The sequence below is a fragment of the Arthrobacter sp. FW306-06-A genome (assembly GCF_021870055.1).
Lineage (GTDB): Bacteria > Actinomycetota > Actinomycetes > Actinomycetales > Micrococcaceae > Arthrobacter.
Window position 1 is genome coordinate 1216372 of record NZ_CP084552.1, and the last position, 21254, is coordinate 1237625.

Annotated in this window: 8 protein-coding genes; 5 read left to right on the forward strand and 3 right to left on the reverse strand. The window is 60.1% G+C overall.

What is annotated here, in order from left to right; translation table 11 throughout:
• Positions 1–8: 8 nt before the first annotated feature.
• From LFT49_RS05765 to LFT49_RS05775, 3 genes are all read right to left on the reverse strand, one after another.
• The gene (locus tag LFT49_RS05765; RefSeq protein WP_237430020.1) at positions 9–1931 is read right to left on the reverse strand and encodes a DUF262 domain-containing protein; all 1923 of its coding nucleotides are present in this window, start codon (positions 1929–1931) and stop codon (positions 9–11) included.
• Between the two features lie 87 nt (positions 1932–2018).
• Positions 2019–2561 carry a hypothetical protein gene (locus tag LFT49_RS05770; RefSeq protein WP_237430021.1) on the reverse strand — a complete coding sequence of 181 codons (543 nt, stop codon included), beginning with the start codon at positions 2559–2561 and terminating at the stop codon, positions 2019–2021.
• Positions 2540–3853, reverse strand: a complete 1314-nt coding sequence (locus LFT49_RS05775) for a hypothetical protein (protein ID WP_237430022.1) — start codon at positions 3851–3853, stop codon at positions 2540–2542. The genes LFT49_RS05770 and LFT49_RS05775 overlap by 22 nt, the downstream gene beginning before the upstream one ends.
• A 194-nt stretch (positions 3854–4047) precedes the next feature.
• Between LFT49_RS05775 and LFT49_RS05780 the strand changes: the two genes are divergently transcribed.
• The 5 genes from LFT49_RS05780 to LFT49_RS05800 all read left to right on the forward strand — a co-directional run bounded on the left by LFT49_RS05780 (position 4048) and on the right by LFT49_RS05800 (position 21218).
• The gene (locus tag LFT49_RS05780; RefSeq protein ID WP_237430023.1) at positions 4048–6909 is read left to right on the forward strand and encodes a helicase-related protein; all 2862 of its coding nucleotides are present in this window, start codon (positions 4048–4050) and stop codon (positions 6907–6909) included.
• The gene (locus tag LFT49_RS05785; protein WP_237430024.1) at positions 6909–11561 is read left to right on the forward strand and encodes a DNA methyltransferase; all 4653 of its coding nucleotides are present in this window, start codon (positions 6909–6911) and stop codon (positions 11559–11561) included. The genes LFT49_RS05780 and LFT49_RS05785 overlap by 1 nt, the downstream gene beginning before the upstream one ends.
• Positions 11561–17935: a DEAD/DEAH box helicase gene (locus tag LFT49_RS05790; RefSeq protein WP_237430025.1), complete on the forward strand. Its 6375-nt coding sequence runs from the start codon at positions 11561–11563 to the stop codon at positions 17933–17935. Before LFT49_RS05785 ends, LFT49_RS05790 begins: the two co-directional genes overlap by 1 nt.
• A gap of 1 nt (position 17936) precedes the next feature.
• Positions 17937–20195 (forward strand): 3'-5' exonuclease, encoded by a 2259-nt coding sequence (locus LFT49_RS05795; RefSeq protein ID WP_237430026.1) that lies wholly within the window; start codon positions 17937–17939, stop codon positions 20193–20195.
• 93 nt (positions 20196–20288) lie between these two features.
• On the forward strand, positions 20289–21218 hold the full coding sequence (locus LFT49_RS05800; RefSeq protein WP_237430027.1) for a protein NO VEIN domain-containing protein: 930 nt from the start codon (positions 20289–20291) through the stop codon (positions 21216–21218).
• Positions 21219–21254: the final 36 nt, after the last annotated feature.

A 21254-nucleotide genomic window follows, 5' to 3' on the forward strand; every position in this document is an offset into this window, starting at 1 on the left:
GCCCGCCTCTAGCTCGGCTCCGAATTGGCGAATTCAGGGCTGTTCACAGACTCAGCGGGGGCGGCATCTGTCGGTCTCGGCCAGGCTTCCAGAGCTGCCCCAATCAGGTGGTGCGTTCGTGCGGCAATTCGTGCCTCATCCCACTGGTCAGACCAAGACGCTTCATCGAATTCGTCAGCGGTCTCGGGCCGCGACAATACCGAGCCGGTGGTCAGGCGTAGAAGGCTGTGCTTCTGAATCGCGGGCTTTTTATACTCCCAGTTTTTGTTGCTGAGAGAGGGGTTGAGCTTCGTAGTTACAAGCGTTAGGTTGCCCAACTGGTGGACCGCTGAGGTCCTCCGCAGGAGGTCATCTTCGGTGTGGTTATCCGGTAGTGCCCAGTGCTTGCCCCACTCCTGCGGCATCAGGTGTTCGATGTTGAGCTTAGAGTCTGTGCTCGAAAGCTGCCTTCCTGGCTCTGTCTTACCTGACTGCAGATGATTTTCCAACCCCACCAGCAAGCTTCGAAGGCGCGCCCTGTACACGGATTTGTAGAGACCCGTGTCGGCCAGGGCAGCTGCAAACTCTTCGTCGGAAGGCCACCGCCTTGAGTCAGCTGTTTGTGCAGCTAGGGCGCCGACTACAGTGTCCCCGACACACTCCGGCTCTGCACCGCTCGCAACTTCCATGAGCTGAACAAACAGTTTGTTGTAGTCCCCGTTGGGCATGCGTGCCACCCCTCGCCGCATGAGGAAGGAGTCTATCGCGCGTGCTACCAGATCTTTCTGATTGGACGGAACGGCGTCATCCGCAAAGACTCTGAGCAGCAGTGGCCAAGGCGTCATGGTGCCGGTTGCCTGCATACGGTTGAGAAGCGCTCCCACGTTCGATGAAGAAGGCATGCCCTCGAGTTCGTCGTATTTATCCGCGTAGCGTCGGATGTCCACGATCAAGTCAGCAGCGCGGGCAGGTGCTGAAGCGTTGTTACCCGGACTGGAAGTCAGCCAATTCCGCACGTTGACGAAAAGGTGCTCGGCGCTAACCTCGCCACTTGTCTGGATCGTCAGCCAGTAGCTCAACAGCAGATCGATGCGGGATCGCTTCATGCGGCCTGTGGTCACTTGACGACGCCAGTGCTGACCGTCCAGAGGGAGCCAGCTGTCGAGGAGAAGCGTATCCGCGCGTTTGTGGTCGCCCTGTTGTTCGACCTTCTGAAAAAGCAGGTTCTTGACCAGATCCGCGGCATCTAGCTTTACGCCGCGGTGATTGAGGGCTTCGAAGATCACTTGGGGGTCGTCGTATGATTCCAAATAAATCTGTACGAGCTGCATTCGGTCTCGAAGGGTCTCAAACAAGTAGCCCAGCCGGAGCTCTGGGTCGTCGGAGCTGATACACCAACTGAATACGGATTCCTCAAACCATTCGGCGGCCTTGACCAGCTTGTGGTCGCCAAGTCCCAACGGAACCGGCAGATTTTCCGTTCTGAGAGCCCAGCGGAACGCTCCGTTGTCCTGCGGCAAGGGCCAGAGTTTGTGAAGGTCCTCTGGATGATCAGGATTGATTGCTTCACGCTTGTTGTCCAGTAGAGTGCTAAACAGTCCAGCGGATGTCTCCGCACCGATTCTCAGGGCCACGCGCCGGGCAGCGGCCAACAAGACCTGGAGAGTCGTTAGTCGTTGTTGGCCGTCGATGACATTGGACGAGGATAGCCTGCGTGGAAGATGCCGGCGGGATTGGATGACGACGGCGCCAAGAAAGTACGTTCGGGGATCATGGCGGCCGTGTTCATCGAACACTTCCGCTTCGACTTCTTCTGCGGCCGTGCGGACGTCAGTCCACAAGGATAGCCAGTTAGGATCTTCACCCCACACATACGGACGCTGGAATAGCGGCACGACCAAGTGGTGGTCGGCTGCGAAGACATGCCCCAGGGTAACGTCGCCAGCTTTCATCTATCTCCCCCGTTTAGATCCATCCTTTGTTTGGCTTAGGCTACAGCACGACCGTCGCTGCTACTTAGAGGACAGCATAGTTGTGAATCAAATCCTGATATCTTCGATGCTCTCCTCGATAAGCTCAAATTCGCTAGACTCCGTGTAATCGAAATAATCGACTATCTGTTGCGAAACAGCAATTAGCCGATGATCTTCAAAGCCGGGAACGTTGTCGCCGGGGCCGGCATATACCCATTGAAGATTCTTTCGGTAGTAAAACGTCTCATCGTTTACCAGCACAAGCACGAGAAGCACCATTCCGCTGGTACTTATGGTAACGAAGTACTCTTCATGATCCCCCGGCTGTGGCGTTCGCGGCCACCGTTCCAGTCGTGCTTCGACTATTGATTCCGGATCTAGTTCGTAGTAAAACTCGTCGTCGTGCTTGAAGTAACCAGACTTGAGGATGTTCCGATCAATCAAATGATCCGTGGACAGTATAAAACTTGAACCGAGAGCATAGCGGTGTGTTGACTTCATATCTCCCCAAGTTACGAACCTCGATAACACGATTGTCCCTTTCAACTCGCCTTGACGCCGACAAGCTTCAACTGCTCCAGCCCTGACTATGTTTCTGTTGCTATCCATGTGGTGAAATCCGATAACGACACCCACTCGCCTGCTTCCAATTCGGACTCGCTGTTCGAGTCCCAGAACTCGATGGCGAAAGGTTCCAAATCCGTGTCAACCTGGCACAGGTACCTGCCTCCCCAGGGGCGCAGATCGCCTTCGTCTGTAGGCATATGGTTTTCAAAGTTCAGAACGGGCCAGTATCCGCGCTCCCATGCCCCGGCACGGCGAGATTCGCCGTACCCCGTGTCCACTGAGCCGCGAACTAGACCTTGTATGGCAAAGTCAGCTATGTCTCCCGGATCATCCCGCGTGACAAAATGAATCGATTTGCTGGGATATTCTCGTCGTTTGGGCCGTGGAGACTTGGCTTTCTCGGCCACGTCCCACACGAGGACCGCTTCCCTTAGGTCGTCCATGGCAAGCGGAAGCAGAATCTGCTCATGATCAGGCGTTCTGTTGACAGGCAACCAAGATTCTTTGTAACGGAGCCAGGTGTGGGGGCCCGATCGGACCGAAATCCCGGCGATTTCGTCACTGTCGCCGCTACTCAAGAGCGCAGCCTCTGCCGAGCAGGCCAGCAGAGGGCGCACGGACTCCCAACGCAGCGTATTCTTGTCGATCAATTCAAACAGCATCGAATCAAACGTTGGGATCACCCGAAACGGAGAACCTAGGGCGATAGCGGCTGTGATTTGGAGGTCGCAGCAATCATCCTGAGCGGAACGCGAAAAGCGGACGGTGTTGGATTCTCGAATCAACTTTTCGGCATGATCGATTAGGACAGCACGCTGAACACGCTCACGCAATGTGAGGTTACTCAGCAGTTTCCATTGGTGATCTGAACTGCGGCTCCACAAGAGGCCTTTAGTAGCGAGCTCCATTTCAAGGTCAGCTTGTCCCGGCGGGCGGTGGACAAAAAGCTGTTGTTCTTCAATGCCGAACACCTCATAGGCAACATCGGATCTCTTGCCCGGGTGGTCGTACCATTCGACGGCTTGATCTACCAGATAGCCAACTTCTACGCCTATGCTCCGCTCGTCCATTTGAGAATAATCAAAGAGGGAATACTCCTCATCGGGAGGCGCTAAGAAAAACCAGGCATGCTCATCTTTACATTGAAAAGCGTTCAGCCATTCGCCGTCCGTCCGGTACTGACACTCATCGGAAACCCCAACAACGTACCGGACCAGAAAGAGTTCTAGACCTCCCTCAGGGTGCGGACCGTTGATGAACTGTAGTTGCCACTTTTGATCCCCCGCTGGAACTGAGTGTGTTCCGGGTACAAGATCGTGATCGTCCTGAGGCACCCCAACCTGCTTTCATTGAACAACTTCACAAAAGTGTCCCACCGAGTTATGACATCGCGCTAACCGTCAGGATATTCCTCGCAAGAGCCCAGCCAGAGCCGCGATCCTAGTATGTTTAGGGGACTACCAGCTGGTCGCAATGCTGCGTCCTTGAGTGCTGGTGCATGGGGAAGCACGAAATACAGGAGCAGGTCTTGACAGTTACAGCCGAAAACCGGGAACTCAACGTCGCACCCGGTTCGGTGGTCCACGTCCGGGATGAGGAGTGGCTGGTCACCAGCCTCGAGAAGTCCGTCGACGGGACGCTCGTCAGAGTCCAAGGCCTCAGCGAGCTAGTCAGGGACACCACCGCTGCCTTCTACTCCGCCCTTGACGACATCGAGGTCGTAGACCCCGCCAAGTCTAGGGTCGTCGCGGATGACACGCCGAACTACCGGAAGGCACGCCTCTTCCTGGAGACTACGCTCCGCAAGACCCCCACGCCGCAGTCCGCCGAGCACCTCACGGTCTCCACCCGCATGCTGTCCCGTAACCTGAAGTACCAGCAGATCGCCGTCGCCAAGGCGCTCGACACCAAGAACATCAGGCCCCGGATCCTCATCGCGGATGCCGTCGGTCTCGGCAAGACACTCGAGATCGGCATGATCCTCAGTGAGCTGGTCAAGCGCGGCCGCGGCGAACGGATCCTGGTGGTCACGCCCCGGCACGTCCTGGAGCAGATGCAGCACGAGCTCTGGTGCCGCTTCGCCCTCCCGTTCGTCCGCTTGGACTCCGCCGGCATCCAGAAGGTGCGCCAAAAGCTGCCTGCCACGCGCAACCCCTTCACCTATTACAAGCGCGCCATCATCTCCATCGACACCCTCAAGAGCGCCCGCTACCGCGCCCACCTCGGCAAGCTGAACTGGGACGCCGTCGTCATTGATGAGTCCCACAATCTGACCAACACAGGCACTCTCAACAACGAGCTCGCCCGCATCCTCGCCCCCAATACGGAGGCCCTGATCCTCGCCTCGGCCACCCCGCACAACGGCCGCAATGAGTCCTTCGCCGAGCTCCTCCGCCTCCTCGACCCCACGGTGGTCCGCCCCGACGGGACTTTCGATCCCAAGCAGGTGGAAAATCTCATCATCCGCAGGCACAGGCATAGCCCTGAGGTCGCCCAGGAGGTAGGCGCAGACTGGGCGGAACGCGAAGAACCTGACAACCGGCTCGTCGCCGCCTCGGCAGCTGAGAATGCAATCGCCGAGGAGCTCTCCGACACCTGGCTATACCCCAAGGGTCGTCCGTCCCCCTACTCAGGACAGAACGGGTCCCTGTTCTCCTGGACGCTCGCCAAGGCTTTCCTCTCCAGCCCAGCCGCGTTGCTGGAAACAGTGACCGAGCGCCTGAAAAAGCTCGACGCCGACGCCCCCACCGAGGCGAAAGAGGCAGAAGCGTTGGGTCGCCTTCGTGAGCTCGCCGAAAAGGCCAACACGGGCGCGTCAGCGAAATACAACGAACTGGTCAGCTACCTGAAGAAGATCGGCGTCAGCAAGGGATCTCCGATGAGAGCGGTGGTCTTCGCCGAACGCGTCGCTACGCTTAAATGGCTGCAGGAGACCCTGCCCAAAGCCCTCGGCCTCAAGCCGGAAAACGTAGGTCTCCTCCATGGCGGCCTCAGTGACGTCGAGCAGCAGAGCATCGTGGACCAGTTCAAGCGCGGCAACAGTCCGCTCCGCGTTCTCGTCACGGGTGACGTTGCATCGGAAGGCGTCAACTTGCACGCCGAATGCCACCACCTGATCCACTTCGATATTCCGTGGAGTCTCATCCGTATCGAGCAGCGCAACGGCCGCATCGACCGCTTCGGCCAGCGCCACAAGCCCCAAATCACCACTCTTCTGCTGAACCCGAGCAACACTCGCTTCTCCGGTGACATCAAGGTGCTTACCCGCCTCATGGAGCGTGAGCACGAGGCCCACGCCGTCCTTAACGACGTTGCCTCGCTCATGGGGAAATACAGCGCCAAGCAGGAAGAAGCCGCCATTCTGGAGGTCCTTCTTGGCAAAGCCACATTCGAAGACAGCGTCGGAGAACCCGACCCGGACCCCGAGTCAGGCGACGTCTGGGACTTCCTCGACTTCGAAGCCCTCAACCAGGACGGACCGAGCGAGGACGTACCAGTCGAAAAGCCGTCAGGCCTCTACGCCACGGACCTGGACTTCCTCGACGAAGCACTGAACGAGGCCTTCGGTGAACCGCAGAAGAAGCTTGGCTGGACCATTCACGCCGGCCACGGGCTGGCCGAGCTGAACCCGCCCCCGGACCTTCAGCACCGGCTGGGATATCTTCCCCAGGACTACTTGTCCGAGCGGAGGGTCACGGAGACGCTCAAACTCGCCACCACCGTTGAAGCCGGCACCCGTCAACTAGATCGGGCCCGCGAATCTGACGACATGAGCTGGCCAGAAGCCCACTACCTCGGCCCGCTCCACCCCGTCCTTGACTGGGCCAGCGACCGCGCCCTGGGATCGATGTCCCGCAGCGAAGTGCTGACCGTCCGGGGCGACGTCGATGCCCCGCAGGTTCTCCTCATGGGCACCCTTATGAACCGCCGGGGCCAGGTCGTATCCAAGGCCTTCATCGCCGTTGAATTTCCCGACCCGAACAACCCCAACTTCTGTATGGACCAGCCCCTCGAGGACCTGGGGGACCACCTGGCAGCCATTGGCGTCCACAACAAGGCCACCAATCCCGGCCCCGTCAGGCTGGACGGTCTGCAGGCCCTCCTCCCGAAAGCCGTGGAAAACGCAAGGCAGACAATGCAAATGATGTTCGAATCCGCGGCCAATGCCGCCGAGCAGCGGCTGCAGTCCTGGACGGACCGCGCCACGGGCTGGACCCAGCTGTCCTTCGAACTGACACAGCGGGCCGAGGTCAAGAAACAGCGCGAGCGGGTCACCGAGGAACAGCTCATCGCCGAATCGCTCGCCCCGGCCCAGCGCCTGGTCCGCCCGCTTCTGATCGTCGTTCCCCGCAATACCCCTACAGCCGTACCGGAAGGTGCTGACCAGTAATGCCGTCCTTTGACTCGATCGTTGTCGGTGAAGACTGGATCAGCGAACACTTCTTCACCACGGATTCCACCAAAGAGTCCTTCCAAGCGGAAGTCATCAAACTCCGCAAGTCCTGGGACGAGCAAGCCAAGGAAGGCCATCCCACCACCCTGTCCCGCTTCTCCGAAGTCCGGGGCCGGCTGCAGATCCTGCTCGCCGGTTTGGCCGAGGACCATGCGGGCGCTCGGGAGGCATACGCCCTCCTTCGCGCCGCGCTCGGGTTCAAAGGTACGACGGCGACAGCCACGTTTGAGCGCAGCGGCACCGCGACATTGGTTCCCGGCGTGTGGATGACCGACAACGCCGACGTCGTTTTTCTTGAGGCCGGTGCAGCCGACGCCGCTGAAGATGTTTTGTCATCGGTAAAGCCGCTCGGACGCGTGCTCGTCGACGGCAAAGAGATGCCGTCACTGACGCTGGCCAAGGTCGTCTCGGAAATCTACCTTGCGGAACGCTCGCCCAAGTACGTCGTCGTCATGGCGGGACGTTGGCTAGTGCTGACGGAGCAGGAGCGCTGGGCCGAAGGCCGCTATCTTGCCGCCGACGCCCTGCTGGTGGCTGACCGGAATGACACGAGGAAGCATTCGGAAACCGATCGCTTCCTGGCCATCTTCGGCCGGGAATCGCTCATGCCAGCTCCCGACGGATCCATCTGGTGGGATGACGTCCTGGCAGCCTCCGTCAGACACACCGTGGGTGTTTCCCAGGACCTGCGGGAGGGCATCCGCCGGTCCATCGAAATCATCGCCAATGACGTGCTCAACAGAAGAGCCGCTCGCGGGCTCCCACTGGACGATGTCGACGGTCAGGACCTGGCCCGCCAATCCCTGCGGTTCCTTTACCGCATACTGTTCCTGCTGTACGCGGAGGCCTCACCCGAGATGGGTGTGTTGCCCATCGGTGCGGGTGAATACAACGAAGGCTACGGCCTGGACCGGCTCCGGGAACTGACACTCGTGGACGTTGACTCATTCAACTCACAAGTCAAAGACGGGACTCATATCTACGAGTCCTTGGAACGGCTTTCTAAGCTCGTCGACAGGGGACATCGACCGCAGCAAGACTCGTCTGCCTCTCAGTACGCATCCGGGGAGAACGAAGGGCTGATCTTTCGGCCACTTAGGGCCGACCTTTTTAGGAATACGGCAACATCTCTCATCAATGACGTAAAACTTGGCAATTCGGCGCTTCATCGGGTTCTAAAACACCTCCTGCAGACCAAGGAAACTCCCGGAAAAGACCGCGGGTTCATCTCGTATGCAGAGCTCGGCATCAACCAGCTGGGAGCTGTCTACGAGGGACTCATGTCCTACACAGGATTCATTGCCGAAACCGACTTGTTAGAGGTAGCAAGGGATGGAAACCCGGAAAAAGGTTCCTGGGTGGTTCCCGTGGAGCGCGCAGAGTCCATTGAGCCCCGACATTTCGTAAAGGAGAAAGATGATCGGACGGGAGATTGGCGCCCGGTACGGCATTTGACGGGATCTTTCGTCTTTCGCCTTGCTGGCCGCGAGCGTCAGCAGTCTGCCTCCTACTACACGCCCGAGGTGCTGACTAAGTTCGTCGTGTCACAGGCTCTCGAGGAGCTGCTGGACCAAGACGGCGGAATCACTTCGGCCGACGATATTCTCAAGCTCACGGTGTGTGAGCCGGCTCTGGGCTCCGGCGCGTTCGCCATTGAAGCGGTCCGTCAGCTCGCGGATGAGTATCTAAAGCGCAAGCAAAAGGAACTCGACGTCCAGATTCCAGCTGATGAATACTCGCAGGAACTGCAGAAAGTGAAAGCGCAGATCGCCCTGCATCAGGTCCACGGTGTTGACCTCAATTCGACGGCGGTGGAGCTTGCCGAAGTTTCGCTGTGGCTGGACACGATGGTCAAGGACCTTCAGGCTCCGTGGTTCGGGCTACGGTTGCGCCGGGGAAACTCGCTTATCGGTTCTCGAAGGGCAACGTATTCGCGTCAATCAGTGAACGACAAGACCTGGCTGAAGTCCGAGCCCGCCGATGCCCCTCTCACAGGCCTGGTCGACGCGGTGAAGGACGACACGGATGACCCAAACGTCGTCAGTCGAGTTCACCATTTTTTGCTGCCGGCTGAAGGCTGGGGGGCGGCGGCCGACGCCAAGGAAGTCAAAGACTTGGCGGGTGAAGCACAGAAAGAGCTGAAAGCCTGGCGAACCAAAGTCAAGGCAAAGCCGAGCAAGACGCAGCTCGATCGCCTTGTTGCCTTGGGCACCCGAGTGGAATCACTGTGGAAAATAACGCTGCGTCGCCTGCAGGTCGCTGAGACCGAGGCGCGCCGGGACATCGACTACTTCGGCAAACGGCCTTCGGTGGTTGAGCCTGACGAAACCCCAGCCGTCACCCGTGAGCAGATTGAGCAGTCGCTCAATGATGAAAACGGCTCCTATCAGCGACTGCGCAGGGTCATGGATGCGTGGAACGCTCTCTGGTTCTGGCCATTGACGGATCAAGCGACCGGCAGAGTCCAACCGCCATCGCTTGAGGAATGGATTTCTGGGCTGGAGGACATCCTCGGAATCGACGCGCTCACAGGAAGGTCTTCGCGAAAATACGGCCTCGTTGAAGGCCAGACGTCGGTTATATCCATGGCGTCCTGGGGCGAGCTCGAAGCCATCGAGTCCTTCGACCTCAGCACTTCGCAGGTTAAGGCAATTGGCGTAGCAAAGGTCGAGCATCCCTGGCTCATCGTTTGCGAACGGGTCGCTAGGGACCAGGGGTTCTTCCACTGGGAGCTAGACTTTGCATCTGTCATGGGTCGTGGAGGCTTCGATCTTCAGGTCGGCAACCCTCCGTGGGTGCGGCCGCGTTCAGATGAGGCTGCTCTTCTTGCCGAGGGGGATCCCTGGTGGCAGCTCGTGGACAAGCCCACACAAGCGCAAGTGGCTGCCAAGAGGGAAGAGACCCTTTCACGTCTGGGGATGCACGATCTGTTCGTCGAAGGTGCGATACCCACCGGAGTTACCGCACAATTCCTGGGATCACCCGCCGATTTTGCGCTCTTGGCTGGATTGCAGCCTGACCTTTATCGGGCCTTCATGGTCCGTACTTGGAGGTCTTCTTCCCCTAAGGGCGCTGTCGGCCTCATACACCCGGAGTCGCACTTCACGGAGAAGAAGGCCGCCAACCTGCGGGCAGAGGCCTATCGGCGACTCCGAAGGCACTGGCAGTTCATCAACGAGCTCAAATTGTTCGAAATTCACAACTTGGTGACCTATGGCGTCCACGTTTACGGTAGCCGAGGTGAATCCCCTTCGTTTCGGATGGCTGCCTCTCTCTATCACCCTGACACTGTAGTTCGTTCCGAAATGCATGATGGATCAGGGGAGGCTCCTGGTCTGAGAGATTCCGAGGGAAACTGGGACACCCGACCACACGCGGAACGCATCATCAACGTGGATGCAACGCTGCTCAAAGTCTGGGCTGACATTCTTGACGAGCCTGGAGTGCCTGCAATTCATGCCCGAATGGTGTACCCAGTCAACCGGGCGAGTTCACAGGTTTTGCAGAAGCTGAGCGACGCCCGGCGCATCAGGGAATTGGGCCTTCAATTTTCTCGAGGTTGGGACGAGTCTATCGACCGGAAGAAGGGCTACTTTGAGGTGGGATCGGCGGTGCGTGAGTCATGGAACGACGTGATCCTTCAAGGCCCTCACCTAACCGTAGCGAATCCATTCGCCAAGGAACCCAATCCTTCTATGAAAAGCAACAAGGACTGGACGGAAATTGACCTTGAAGCAATTCCGGCCGACTTTATCCCGCGAACAAGCTATCAGCCGGCGGGAAACCGGACGCGGTACGACTTGGACTACTCTCGCTGGACCTCAAAAGACGGATCCCAAGTGGCGGCGTCGGACCACTATCGTGTGGCCTGGCGGGCGATGATTAGCTCGAGCGGAAAGAGGTCGTGGCATGTTTGCATTCTTCCGAAAAACGCTCGCCACACTCACGGCATAGCCAGTGCCGGATCGCCGGAATTGCCTGCCCAAGATTTGCTCCTTCTGGCTGGAGCCATGGGGTCGATTGCACAGGACTTTCTCCTGAAAACAAGTGCAATCGCGTTCCTCGGAGGGGCGTATGCTAGTTCTTTCCCCTATTTAGGCAACCCACGGGGTCCTCTTCAGCAAGAGGCCATCCTCCGTGTAGCTAGGCTCCAGTGTCTGAGTGAGGCTTACGCAGAATTGTGGAATGGACTCCCGCTCTCATTGACCGAGGTGAGCTGGTCGCCGTCAACACCAGAAACGAATGCCGCCCGCCGCCGCAGTCTTGAAGTTGAGTTGGATGCGATAGTGGCTCTTATCTGGGGCTTATCGGTGGACGAGCTATGTACTGTCTATCGCACGCAGTTCTCCGTCCTTCGTGATTTTGAGCAGAACGACCTTTACGACGCCAACGGTCGTAAGGTTCCGGGTGACATAAACAGGCTCTATCGTCAGCGCGGCGATGGTCTATCAACCGAAGAACGCACTTGGACGCACCCGCAGAGCGGCGTTGAGTACGTCTTCCAGTTCCCGTTCCAGAGCTTCGACCGCGAAGAGGACATGCGCAAGGCGTACGCATACTTCTCGAGCATGCTGGGGGAGAAAGCCTAATGTCGGAACTCCTGCCCACGAGCCAAGCTGGCGACCTTCGTCGCGGCCTTTCGGACTACCTTGCCACGACCTTCGCTTTAACGGACGGAAACGCACAGTCCGCCATCAAGGACTTCCTAGCTGACCCGGTGAACGGCCTCTTCAAGGGTTCTTATGTCCGGCTGCGCCTGCCTTTCGAAACGGCCGAGCCCAGCTGGCGGGACTGCCTGGACTGGTACGAGGGTTTCGAGCCCTACGGTCATCAGGCCCGGGCGTTTCAGCGGCTGAGCAGCAAGGCCGTCGATAGCAAGGGTGTCAGGGTCGGTCGGCGCCCCGAGCCCACTCTTGTCACGACAGGAACGGGTTCCGGCAAGACGGAGGCTTTCCTATACCCCATTTTGGACCACGTGCTGCGGGCCAAACGTGAGGGCGTCACCGGCATGAAGGCTCTCATTCTGTATCCGATGAACGCCCTCGCGAACGACCAGGCCAAGCGCTTGGCCGAAATGCTGACCACTTACTCCGAGCTCTCCGGGATCAGCGCCGGCATCTACACCGGACAGCAGGACACTAGCCGCACCAAAGTCTCTGGGGATGGCCTCATCAACGACCGGCAGGTCTTCCGCGAAGACCCGCCGGACATCCTGCTGACCAACTACAAGATGCTGGACATGCTCCTGCTCCGCCAGGAGGACGCGCCTCTCTGGGAGAAATCGGCGACAAGTCTGCAGTACGCGGTCCTGGATGAGTTCCATACCTACGACGGTGCTCAAGGCACCGACGTGGCTATGCTGCTGCGCCGGCTGGGGTTGTCGCTGAAGAGCTACTGGCCGGAAGACCTCACCGACCATCCCCAGGGTCTGACAGAGGAGGACCGGGACCGCCCACTCGGCCGCGTGATTCCCGTCGCCACATCCGCCACGCTCGGCAGCAAGGGTGACCCCGGGGCCATGCTTCGGTTCGCTGAGACTGTCTTCGGTGAAACATTGCCCCCTGAGGCCGTTGTCACCGAGTCCAGGCTGAGCCCTGAAGCGTGGTCAGAGTTGGGTTCCGGCAGTGTGAAGGCGAAGGATCTGCACACCGTCGCGCTGTCTATCTTCGAAACGAACGCGGCCGTAGCGGCACTGCGGGATGCGGGCGCCAAGCCTGAAGCCATCGCAGAGTCTATCCTTGACGCCCTCTTCGAGCAGCGGCCAACTGAATTGCTGGATGCGATGCGTACGCATCCGCTCACCGCAGCCCTGCTTGCGAATGCAACAGCCGCCGTCGAGCTCGCAAAACTGTCGCAAACAATTCTCCCCGCGCATGCCCTGCCTGAAGGCGTCAGCGCTTCGGATGCCGAGGAATTCTTATCCCACGTCATCGCTCTGCTCAGCCACATCCGCGCGCACCACGGCCGCGAGGCCCTTACCGTCGAAACCCACCTCTGGATCCGCGAAATGTCCCGGGTGGATGCAGCCGTGGACACGGTACCGCGGTTCCGCTGGTCAGATGACGGTGTTGACCAGTCGAACGACATGTTCCTGCCCGCCGTTTACTGCCGGCACTGCGGACGGTCCGGCTGGGGCGCCGTCCTCGCACCTACCGGGATTGATCTGGAGCTGGACGACTCCAAGATCCGCGAGGCGCGCCTGGCGAACAACCCGAGGTTCAGAACTCTCATTTCCGCCGCCGCCGAGGCAGACATCATCGAGTTCCGTCAGGACGGCGCGGAGCAAGTCCAGGGACTGCACTGGCTGCACACTGTCAACCGAGGACTCTCAAAGACTCCTCCCGCGGCTGACAGCGCAGACCTGGCCGAAGGCCGCGTCATTCCAGTGCTTGTGCTCACCGGTCAGGACGCGGACGACCAGTCCAAGCGGGACGTCTGCCCGTCCTGCCTGGCCAAAGAAGGCATCGCCTTTATGGGCAGTGCCATCGCCACGATGCTCTCCGTGAGCATTTCCAACCTCTTCGGGGCCGAGGGCCTGGACGAGGGAGAGAAGAAGGCCCTCGTCTTCACCGACAGCGTGCAGGACGCAGCCCACCGGGCCGGGTACGTCCAGTCCCGCTCGCACACCATGACGCTCCGCACCGCGCTGCGCCGTGCCCTGGGCGAGGATACCGCGACACTCTCAGAGGTTGTCGATGCTGCCATCGCCAATGCGAAAACGCCGGCCGAGCGTTACCAGCTGGTGGCCCCCGAATACGTGGACCGCCAGAGCTTCCGGCAGTTCTGGAACCCGAAAGCTACACCGGCCGAACAAGCGCGCGGACGCCGTTTCGCCAGGCGCCGCCTGCAGTTCGACGCCATCCTGGAGCTCGGCCTGCAATCCCGCACCGGCCGGACTCTGGAGCTGACAGGCTCTCTCGCCGTCGAAACGGACGCTGGCAACTCCACGCGAATGCTCGCCGTCGCCCGCCGGGCTTACGAGTCCGTCCAGCACCAAACGATGGTGGGGGACTCCGCGCCTACAGAGCAGCAGTTACTGCAGTGGATCCGGGGCACCGTGGAGCGCGTCCGCCTCCAAGGCGGCATCAACCACGAGTGGCTCAAGGGCTACATCGCCACGGACGGCAAGCGGTGGCAGATCTGGGGCGGCCGGCCCAAAGGCGAAGGCATGCCTGCCTTCCCGTCCGGGCGACCCGCGCCGGCGTTCCCACGGATCGGCCGGGCGGACGCGGCGACGGACAATCTGGATACCGTCACTCCATCAACCTCCTGGTACTCCCGGTGGACGGCACGCTGCCTCGGCATTGCGCCGTCGGACAGCGGCTACCTTTCGAAGGCTCTGATCATCGCGCTGGAAGATGACGGGGTGCTGGGCAAGACCAGCACCAACTCTGGAGCTGACGTCTACTGGCTGGATCCGGCAAAGATCATGCTCTCCGTTCCCGCTGTCGATGACCTCGAGTCCGGCCGCCATGTCCTCGCGTGCAAGGTCTGCAAGGCCGTGACTCCAGGGAGCCTAACCGTCATCGACCAGCTCGACGGCGCCCCGTGCACTCTGGTCCGGTGCAGCGGCAGGCTGGAACGCCAGGCGGGCGACTCCCGGAACTTCTACCGGGACCTATACTCCTCGCGGGAAAGCAAACGCGTGGTTGCTCGTGAGCACACGTCCCTCCTGGACGACAAGACCCGAATCACCTACGAGACCCAGTTCAAGTCGGGATCCGACAATCCGCAGGCGCCCAATGTCCTAGTGGCCACACCTACTTTGGAGATGGGCATCGACATCGGCGACCTCTCCTGCGTCATGCTTGCGTCGCTTCCCACTTCAGTCTCCTCCTACCTGCAGCGCGTCGGCCGTGCGGGGCGCCTCACCGGCAACTCACTGGTCCTCGCGTTCGTACGTGGCCGCGGCGAACACCTGCCCAAACTTCACGACCCCCTCTCAGTCATCAACGGTGAGGTCCGTCCGCCTGCAACATATCTGGACGCAGAAGAGATTCTGGGTCGCCAGTATGTGGCCCACGTGGCAGACCGATTCGCGAGAACCGCTGGCCGCCCTCACCCGCGCGACGCGGTCCAGGCGCTCGGAAGCGTTGCACCGGGCTCGTTCATCGGCGACCTGATCCAGGACACGACAGCCAATGCAAAGACGTACCTGGCCGAGTTTCTGGGCCAATTCGGCGATAAGGTCTCCGAGGGAAGCCGCCAACGGCTGATTGCCTGGGTCTCCGAGCACGACGACGGCGAGCCCAGCGGTCTCGCCCGGCACCTTGTCCGGGCGGCGGGGGAGTGGAAAGCCGACATCGACGAGCTGGAGGCCCGCCGCAAGGAAATCGACAAGGCTCTGCCGGAGCTGGAGGCCGCAGCCAAAGAAGCGGAGCGGCTGGAGGACAAGTCCTCCGACGCAGTTCAGGCCCTCCGCACTGCCAAGGCGACTCTCGGCATGATCGGCGACCAGCTCAAGCAGCTCCGTGGTGATTACTGGATTTCCGTACTGGAAGCGTACGGTGTCCTGCCCAACTACACCTTGCTGGACGATTCCGTGAGCCTGGACGTGGGGCTGTCGTGGAAGGACGCCGACACGCAGGAGTTCGTCACTGACACCGTGACGTACAACCGCGGCGCCTCCATAGCGCTCAGCGAGTTCGCTCCGGGCGCGACGTTTTACGCCCAGGGCATGGAGATCCTGATCGATGCCGTGGACCTCGGGCCGCAGCAGAGCCACGTTCAGAAGTGGCAGGTGTGCCCACAGTGTGGCTGGATCAAGACTGACGTCAGCACCAGCGCACCGGTTACCAGCTGCGTAAGGTGTACGACGGCGGCAATCGCCGACATGGGTCAGATCTTTGACGTCGTGGTCATGAAAAAAGTCTCCGCCGAAGTACGACGGGACGAGGCCGCCATCAACGACCGCCGCGATAACCGCGTTCGTGAACGGTTCACGATCGCTGCGGCGGCTGACATTGACCAGCAGCACCTGCAAAAGCGCTGGTTCGTGGAAGGTTATGAATTCGGCGCAGAGTACTTCAACCGGGTGAACATCCGGTGGATCAACACCGGGCGGACCGCTTCAAACGGCGGGGTACGGAGGATTGCCGGCGACGACGTGCGTGCGCCGATGTTCCGGCTGTGCTCCTACTGTGGCCAGCTGGACCAGTCGGCCAAAGAGAACCGGCCGAACGAGCACCGTTTCTGGTGTAAGTACCGGAAGGAAATTCAGGAGAGCATCAAGGAAGTAGTCCTGGCGCGCGAGCTCAATACCCAGGGCGTGGTACTGCACCTTCCGCTGGACGTTACCTATGGCGACGACTTCTCGGTGCCGAGCCTTCAAGCCGCGCTGCTCATGGGTCTCCAGAAAGTCCTGGGCGGCGCACCTGACCACCTCGGGGTGCTGAAGATCAACGATCCCGCACACGGCGATGGCCGGATTGCCCTCATGCTCCACGACAAGGTGCCCGGAGGCACGGGATACCTGGCAGAGTTCGCAGATTCTAAACGTGTGTGGGAGCTGCTGCACGCGGCCTGGGAGCAGGTGCGTGATTGCAGTTGTCGGTTTGAGGAACGGCTTGCGTGCCACCACTGCCTCCTGCCACACGCTGAGCCATGGCAGGTCGACAAGGTCGCCCGTGCAAGCGCGGAACGGCTGCTTGGCCTCCTGCTGCGCTCCGGGCAGAAGGCCGCTGAGGGTGAGGTCCCGCCGTCGTACTCGGACTGGACTGTAACGGAAGAAGCGCCAAGCGCCGAAACTTCCATCGAATCGCTGCTCGAAAAACGGTTCCGGAAGGCCTGGATGGACCGCCTCAAAGCAGTGGGCGCGCACACCAAGATCACACCAGATGCGCTCGCGGACACTATTACCTTCCGCATCCCCGGGCAGAACTTCCAATGGCAGCTTCTCCCGCAGGTGGATGTTGCGGGCACACGGCCGGACTTCCTGCTGAAAGGACCGCCGGACCCAAACTTTCCGGTACTGTCGATTTACACCGACGGTTTCGCATTCCACGCTTCGCCGGAGCACAACCGGATCGCGGACGACGCCGAGAAGCGCGACAAGCTTAGGCACACCTCGGAGCTGTCTTCGGCTGTGGTTCCTTGGGCCGTCACATGGGAGGACGTGAACGCGTTTGAGTCGCGTCCGACGGCGCCTATTGCGCTGCCGTCCTGGGCAAACGCCAAACTGAATGCCCAGTTGATGGCGAAGTATCCGGTCGACGCCTCCATTATGGGCCTGCTAGGCAGGGACGCCATGAGCGTGCTCTGGCATTGGGTCAACAAGCCGGACCCTGAAGCCTGGGCTAAGTTTTCTGAGCTGGTGCCTCTGATGCTCATGCAGCAGAAGCCGGAACCTTCAGACGCGGACGCTGTTTACGGGCATGCTGTGGCCTTGGCCCGCGGAGAGCAGCCCGCGCTGCCCACCGGCAGTGTGACCGCCTGGACGTACAGATCCGGCAGCGTCGGCTTCGCTGCCGCTGGCTCGCCTATCAGCCTGTCCACGATCGCCGTTGGCCTTTGCCTCGATGATCGGCAGGACGCACTGGCTTCTTCTTCACACGAAGCCTCTTGGCGCCTTTGGCTACAGCTCTCGAACCTCCTGGCATTCAAACCCATAGGGTTGACAATCGGGTCCGTAGCTTCCGACGTGAGCGCCGGCGGCTCGATTGCTGCAGAAGTCGCTCGACAGCAGATGGCGGACGAGGTCGGACCTGCGTGGAGGCCCCTTCTGGATCAGGCCACTGAATTCGAAAAAACACTGCTGTTGCAGCTTGCCGCTGCCGGTCTGGATGTTCTGCCGGAGCTCGGATACGAGGTGGACGGCGTGCCAGTTTCAATCGCCTGGCCGGACCACCACCTTGCCGTGGTATTCGACGGTGACGAACGTGAAGGGCTGGAAGCCTCGGGATGGACCACCGTGGGAATTGACGTTGATGAAATACGTGAACTGCTGAAGGCAAAGGGGGCTTGACGTGGCACTCGTGACTTGGATCAAGCAGAAGGACAAGATCGACGGCGCAATGAAAGCCAAGGTCTATTCCTTCTTTGAGAAGCTGCAGAAAGACGACACTGCACCGGGCCTCCACATCGAACCGATGCATACGCCAGCCGACCCTCGCGTCCGCACTGGCCGTATCGATTTGAACTACCGCGCAGTGCTGTTCAAAGTCGCCTTTGAGAACATCCCGCACTACTTCTACTACGGTGCATGGCCCCACGACGAGGCCATCGACATCGCCCGGTCCAGCGTGCTGCAGGTGAACTCGGTCAACGGTGTCCTCGAGGTTGTGCGTGCCTCAACGCCGGCTCCGGTGCCGCCGTCGGAGGCCGCCGTCGAGGAGACAGTTGAGGTGGTTGAGCCGGAGGCTCCAGAGGAGGAGGTAGAGCCCGAATCACCACAGCTCTGGACGAACCCGCTCGCAGCGTGCGGGATGGATCAGGGCGAGCTGGTGGCAAACCTTGGTCTCGCTGCCGATCTCGTGGGCAGAGCCTTCGCTGCTTCATCGGATGAGGAGCTTCTGGATGTACTGGGTGATGCCCCGGAGTGGCAGGCCACAGCGCTGCTGGAGCTTGCCGCGGGTACATCCGTCGCAGAGGTGCAGGACAAGCTGGCCCTAAGCCGCTACGTCGACGACCCGGAAGAGTCCGAAGAGGACAAGATCAAGCGGGCGTTGGAGCACCCTGCAACGAAGATGCAGTTCACCTTTGTGGGGGACAACTCCGAAGAACTGAAGAAAGTCATCGAAGGCGGCGACTTCGACTCCTGGCGTACCTTCCTTCACCCCGAACAACGCGTCTATGCCGAACGCCGCTACAGCGGATCCTTCAGACTTTCCGGCGGTGCCGGCACAGGCAAAACCGTTGTGCTGCTGCACCGGGCAAGGGCACTTGCTCTTGCGGAGCCTTCTTCTCGTATAGTGCTGACCACGTACACGACCACCCTTGCTGAATCGCTTGAGAGCGGACTGGCAAAGCTTGACCCGGGGCTTCCTCGTGCGTCCAGGCCTGGTGATCCGGGCATTCATGTTGCCGGTGTGGATTCGCTCGTCAACAAGGTATTCCGTGCCGCTACTGAAGCCGAACAGCGGCAGTCAATGAAGGATCTGTTTGGCCTTGAGGCTGCAGCTCCAGGCAAGATACTGGAGGCGGACCGAGCGCGCCAACAATGGGAATCCGCGCTTAGCGACGTGGAGCACGAACTCGAGCCTGAGCTCGCCAACCCCACATTCCTTCAGCAGGAATACGAGACCGTCGTGCTGCCAAACTTCATTACGGGTAAAGACGAGTATCTCAAGGTCCCTCGCGCGGGGCGCGGCACAGCACTCAACCGCGCCAAGAGGCTGGCCGTGTGGAAGGTCATCGAGGGCTACAGGTACTACAACCGGATTGACATGCACGCCTCCTTTGTTGAGATGGCACACCTCGCAGCTTTGATCCTGAGGCAGCGCGCCGAGAATGGCCTGACCCGGATGGCAGACCACGTTCTTATTGACGAGGCCCAGGATTTGCATGCAGGTCACTGGCTCTTCCTTCGGGAACTGGTGCAGCAGGGTCCTGACGACCTGTTTATTGCCGAGGACTCGCACCAACGCATCTACGGACAGAAGGTGCCGCTGTCCCGTTTTGGCATCGGAATTGTCGGCAGGTCTCGGCGGTTGACCCTCAACTACCGCACCACACAGCAGAACCTGGCGTACGCCGTCGGACTTTTGAAAGGCATTCCCGTCACGGACATCGAGGGCACCGATGAATCCGTCAACGGATATACGTCTTCCCGTGTGGGACCGAAGCCGCAGGAACACGCGGCAACGTCCTATGTGGAGGAGCTGGACAACCTCGCCCAGACGCTGCGGACATGGCAGGAGGAAGGCGTGCCGCTGGAAACAGTCGGCATTCTGGTTCGCGCGAACTTCCAGATTGGCAAGGTAATCAGCGGACTTAATGAACGGGGACTAGAGGCGCGGATTGCCGGATCCGCCGCTGCTTCCGAGGTGCCGGCAGTGATGACTATGCACCGATCAAAGGGTATGGAGTTCACCAGAGCTGTTCTGTTCGGCATGTCGGACCAGTCGATGCCGGCCGCATACCAGCTGCAGAACCTGGCTCCGGCCGAACAAGCGGATGCGCTTCTGCGCGAGCGTTCGCTCCTCTACGTGGCTGCTACCAGGGCCCGGGACGGGCTTGTCGTGTCATGGAGCGGCAAACCGTCAGAGCTGCTTGGTACAAAGTAGTTTCCATACATAACGGCAATCGGGGGAGAAATGGCGGCAGGATCGACGACGAAGTCCCGATGGTGGGATGGAGACGCCAAACAGCGGTACTGGATGGAACTGGTCAACGTGGACACCTGGGGGAGCGAGCTCATTGCCCCCGATACACCGCGTTATGACTTGATGAGGGACGTGCGCGTCGGAGATGTTGTTCTCCATTGGGTTGGAAAGAACAATCCAATGCGTTTCAAATCCGGCATGTATGGTGCGTCGATCGTAGCGGGGGAGCTTCAGCCCCGCGCAGGGGACTGGTACGGGAAGCCCGCAAACACGATTCCCCTGACGAACTACACGCCTTTGCCTCACCCCTATCTCCTGACCGATCTCCGTGCAGATCATCAGTCCGACATCCTTGGCATTAAGAGCGAACTTGAACATGATTACTCCGGGCGCGGCAAGTTCACCATCTATTTTCCGTTTCAGGAGCATCCGACGAGCGGGCTGAAACCGAACCAGGGGTACCTGTTCAAGCTCCCGGCGGAGGTCATCCAAGCTGCGCCGGACCTTCTGCCGGACAGCGATTGGGGTGGCTTTGACCGGCCTCTCGTCGCACCTCCTGTGAGTGGGCAAAACGGTGTGCGCCAGCGGTACGCTGGCTTCTGCGCGGATCCGGTCCTTAAGAAAGCCATCGAGATGCAGGCCGTGCGTCAGGCGATTGGACACTACGAGACTTTGGGGTTCGCTGTGGAGGATGTCGGAGCCTACCGGTCCTACGACCTCGAAGCAGTGCGTGGTGACGAAGTTCGCCGCGTCGAAGTGAAGGGTTCTCAAGGACACGTTCAAAAGGTCATCCTCACCCGCAACGAGGTGACAAATGCCAACGAGTTCGCCCAAACAGATTTAGTCGTGGTTGCGGAGATTCAATGGGAGCGCCATCTGGATGGCAAGATCACTACCGCGGACGGGCTGATGAGTGTTTATCCCGACTGGACGCCGTCGCCCGAAAACCTCGTGCCCTTGAGCTATGAGTACTTCCTGGATTAGAACTACTGGGAGATGGGTGGGGGGCGGACTCCCGAC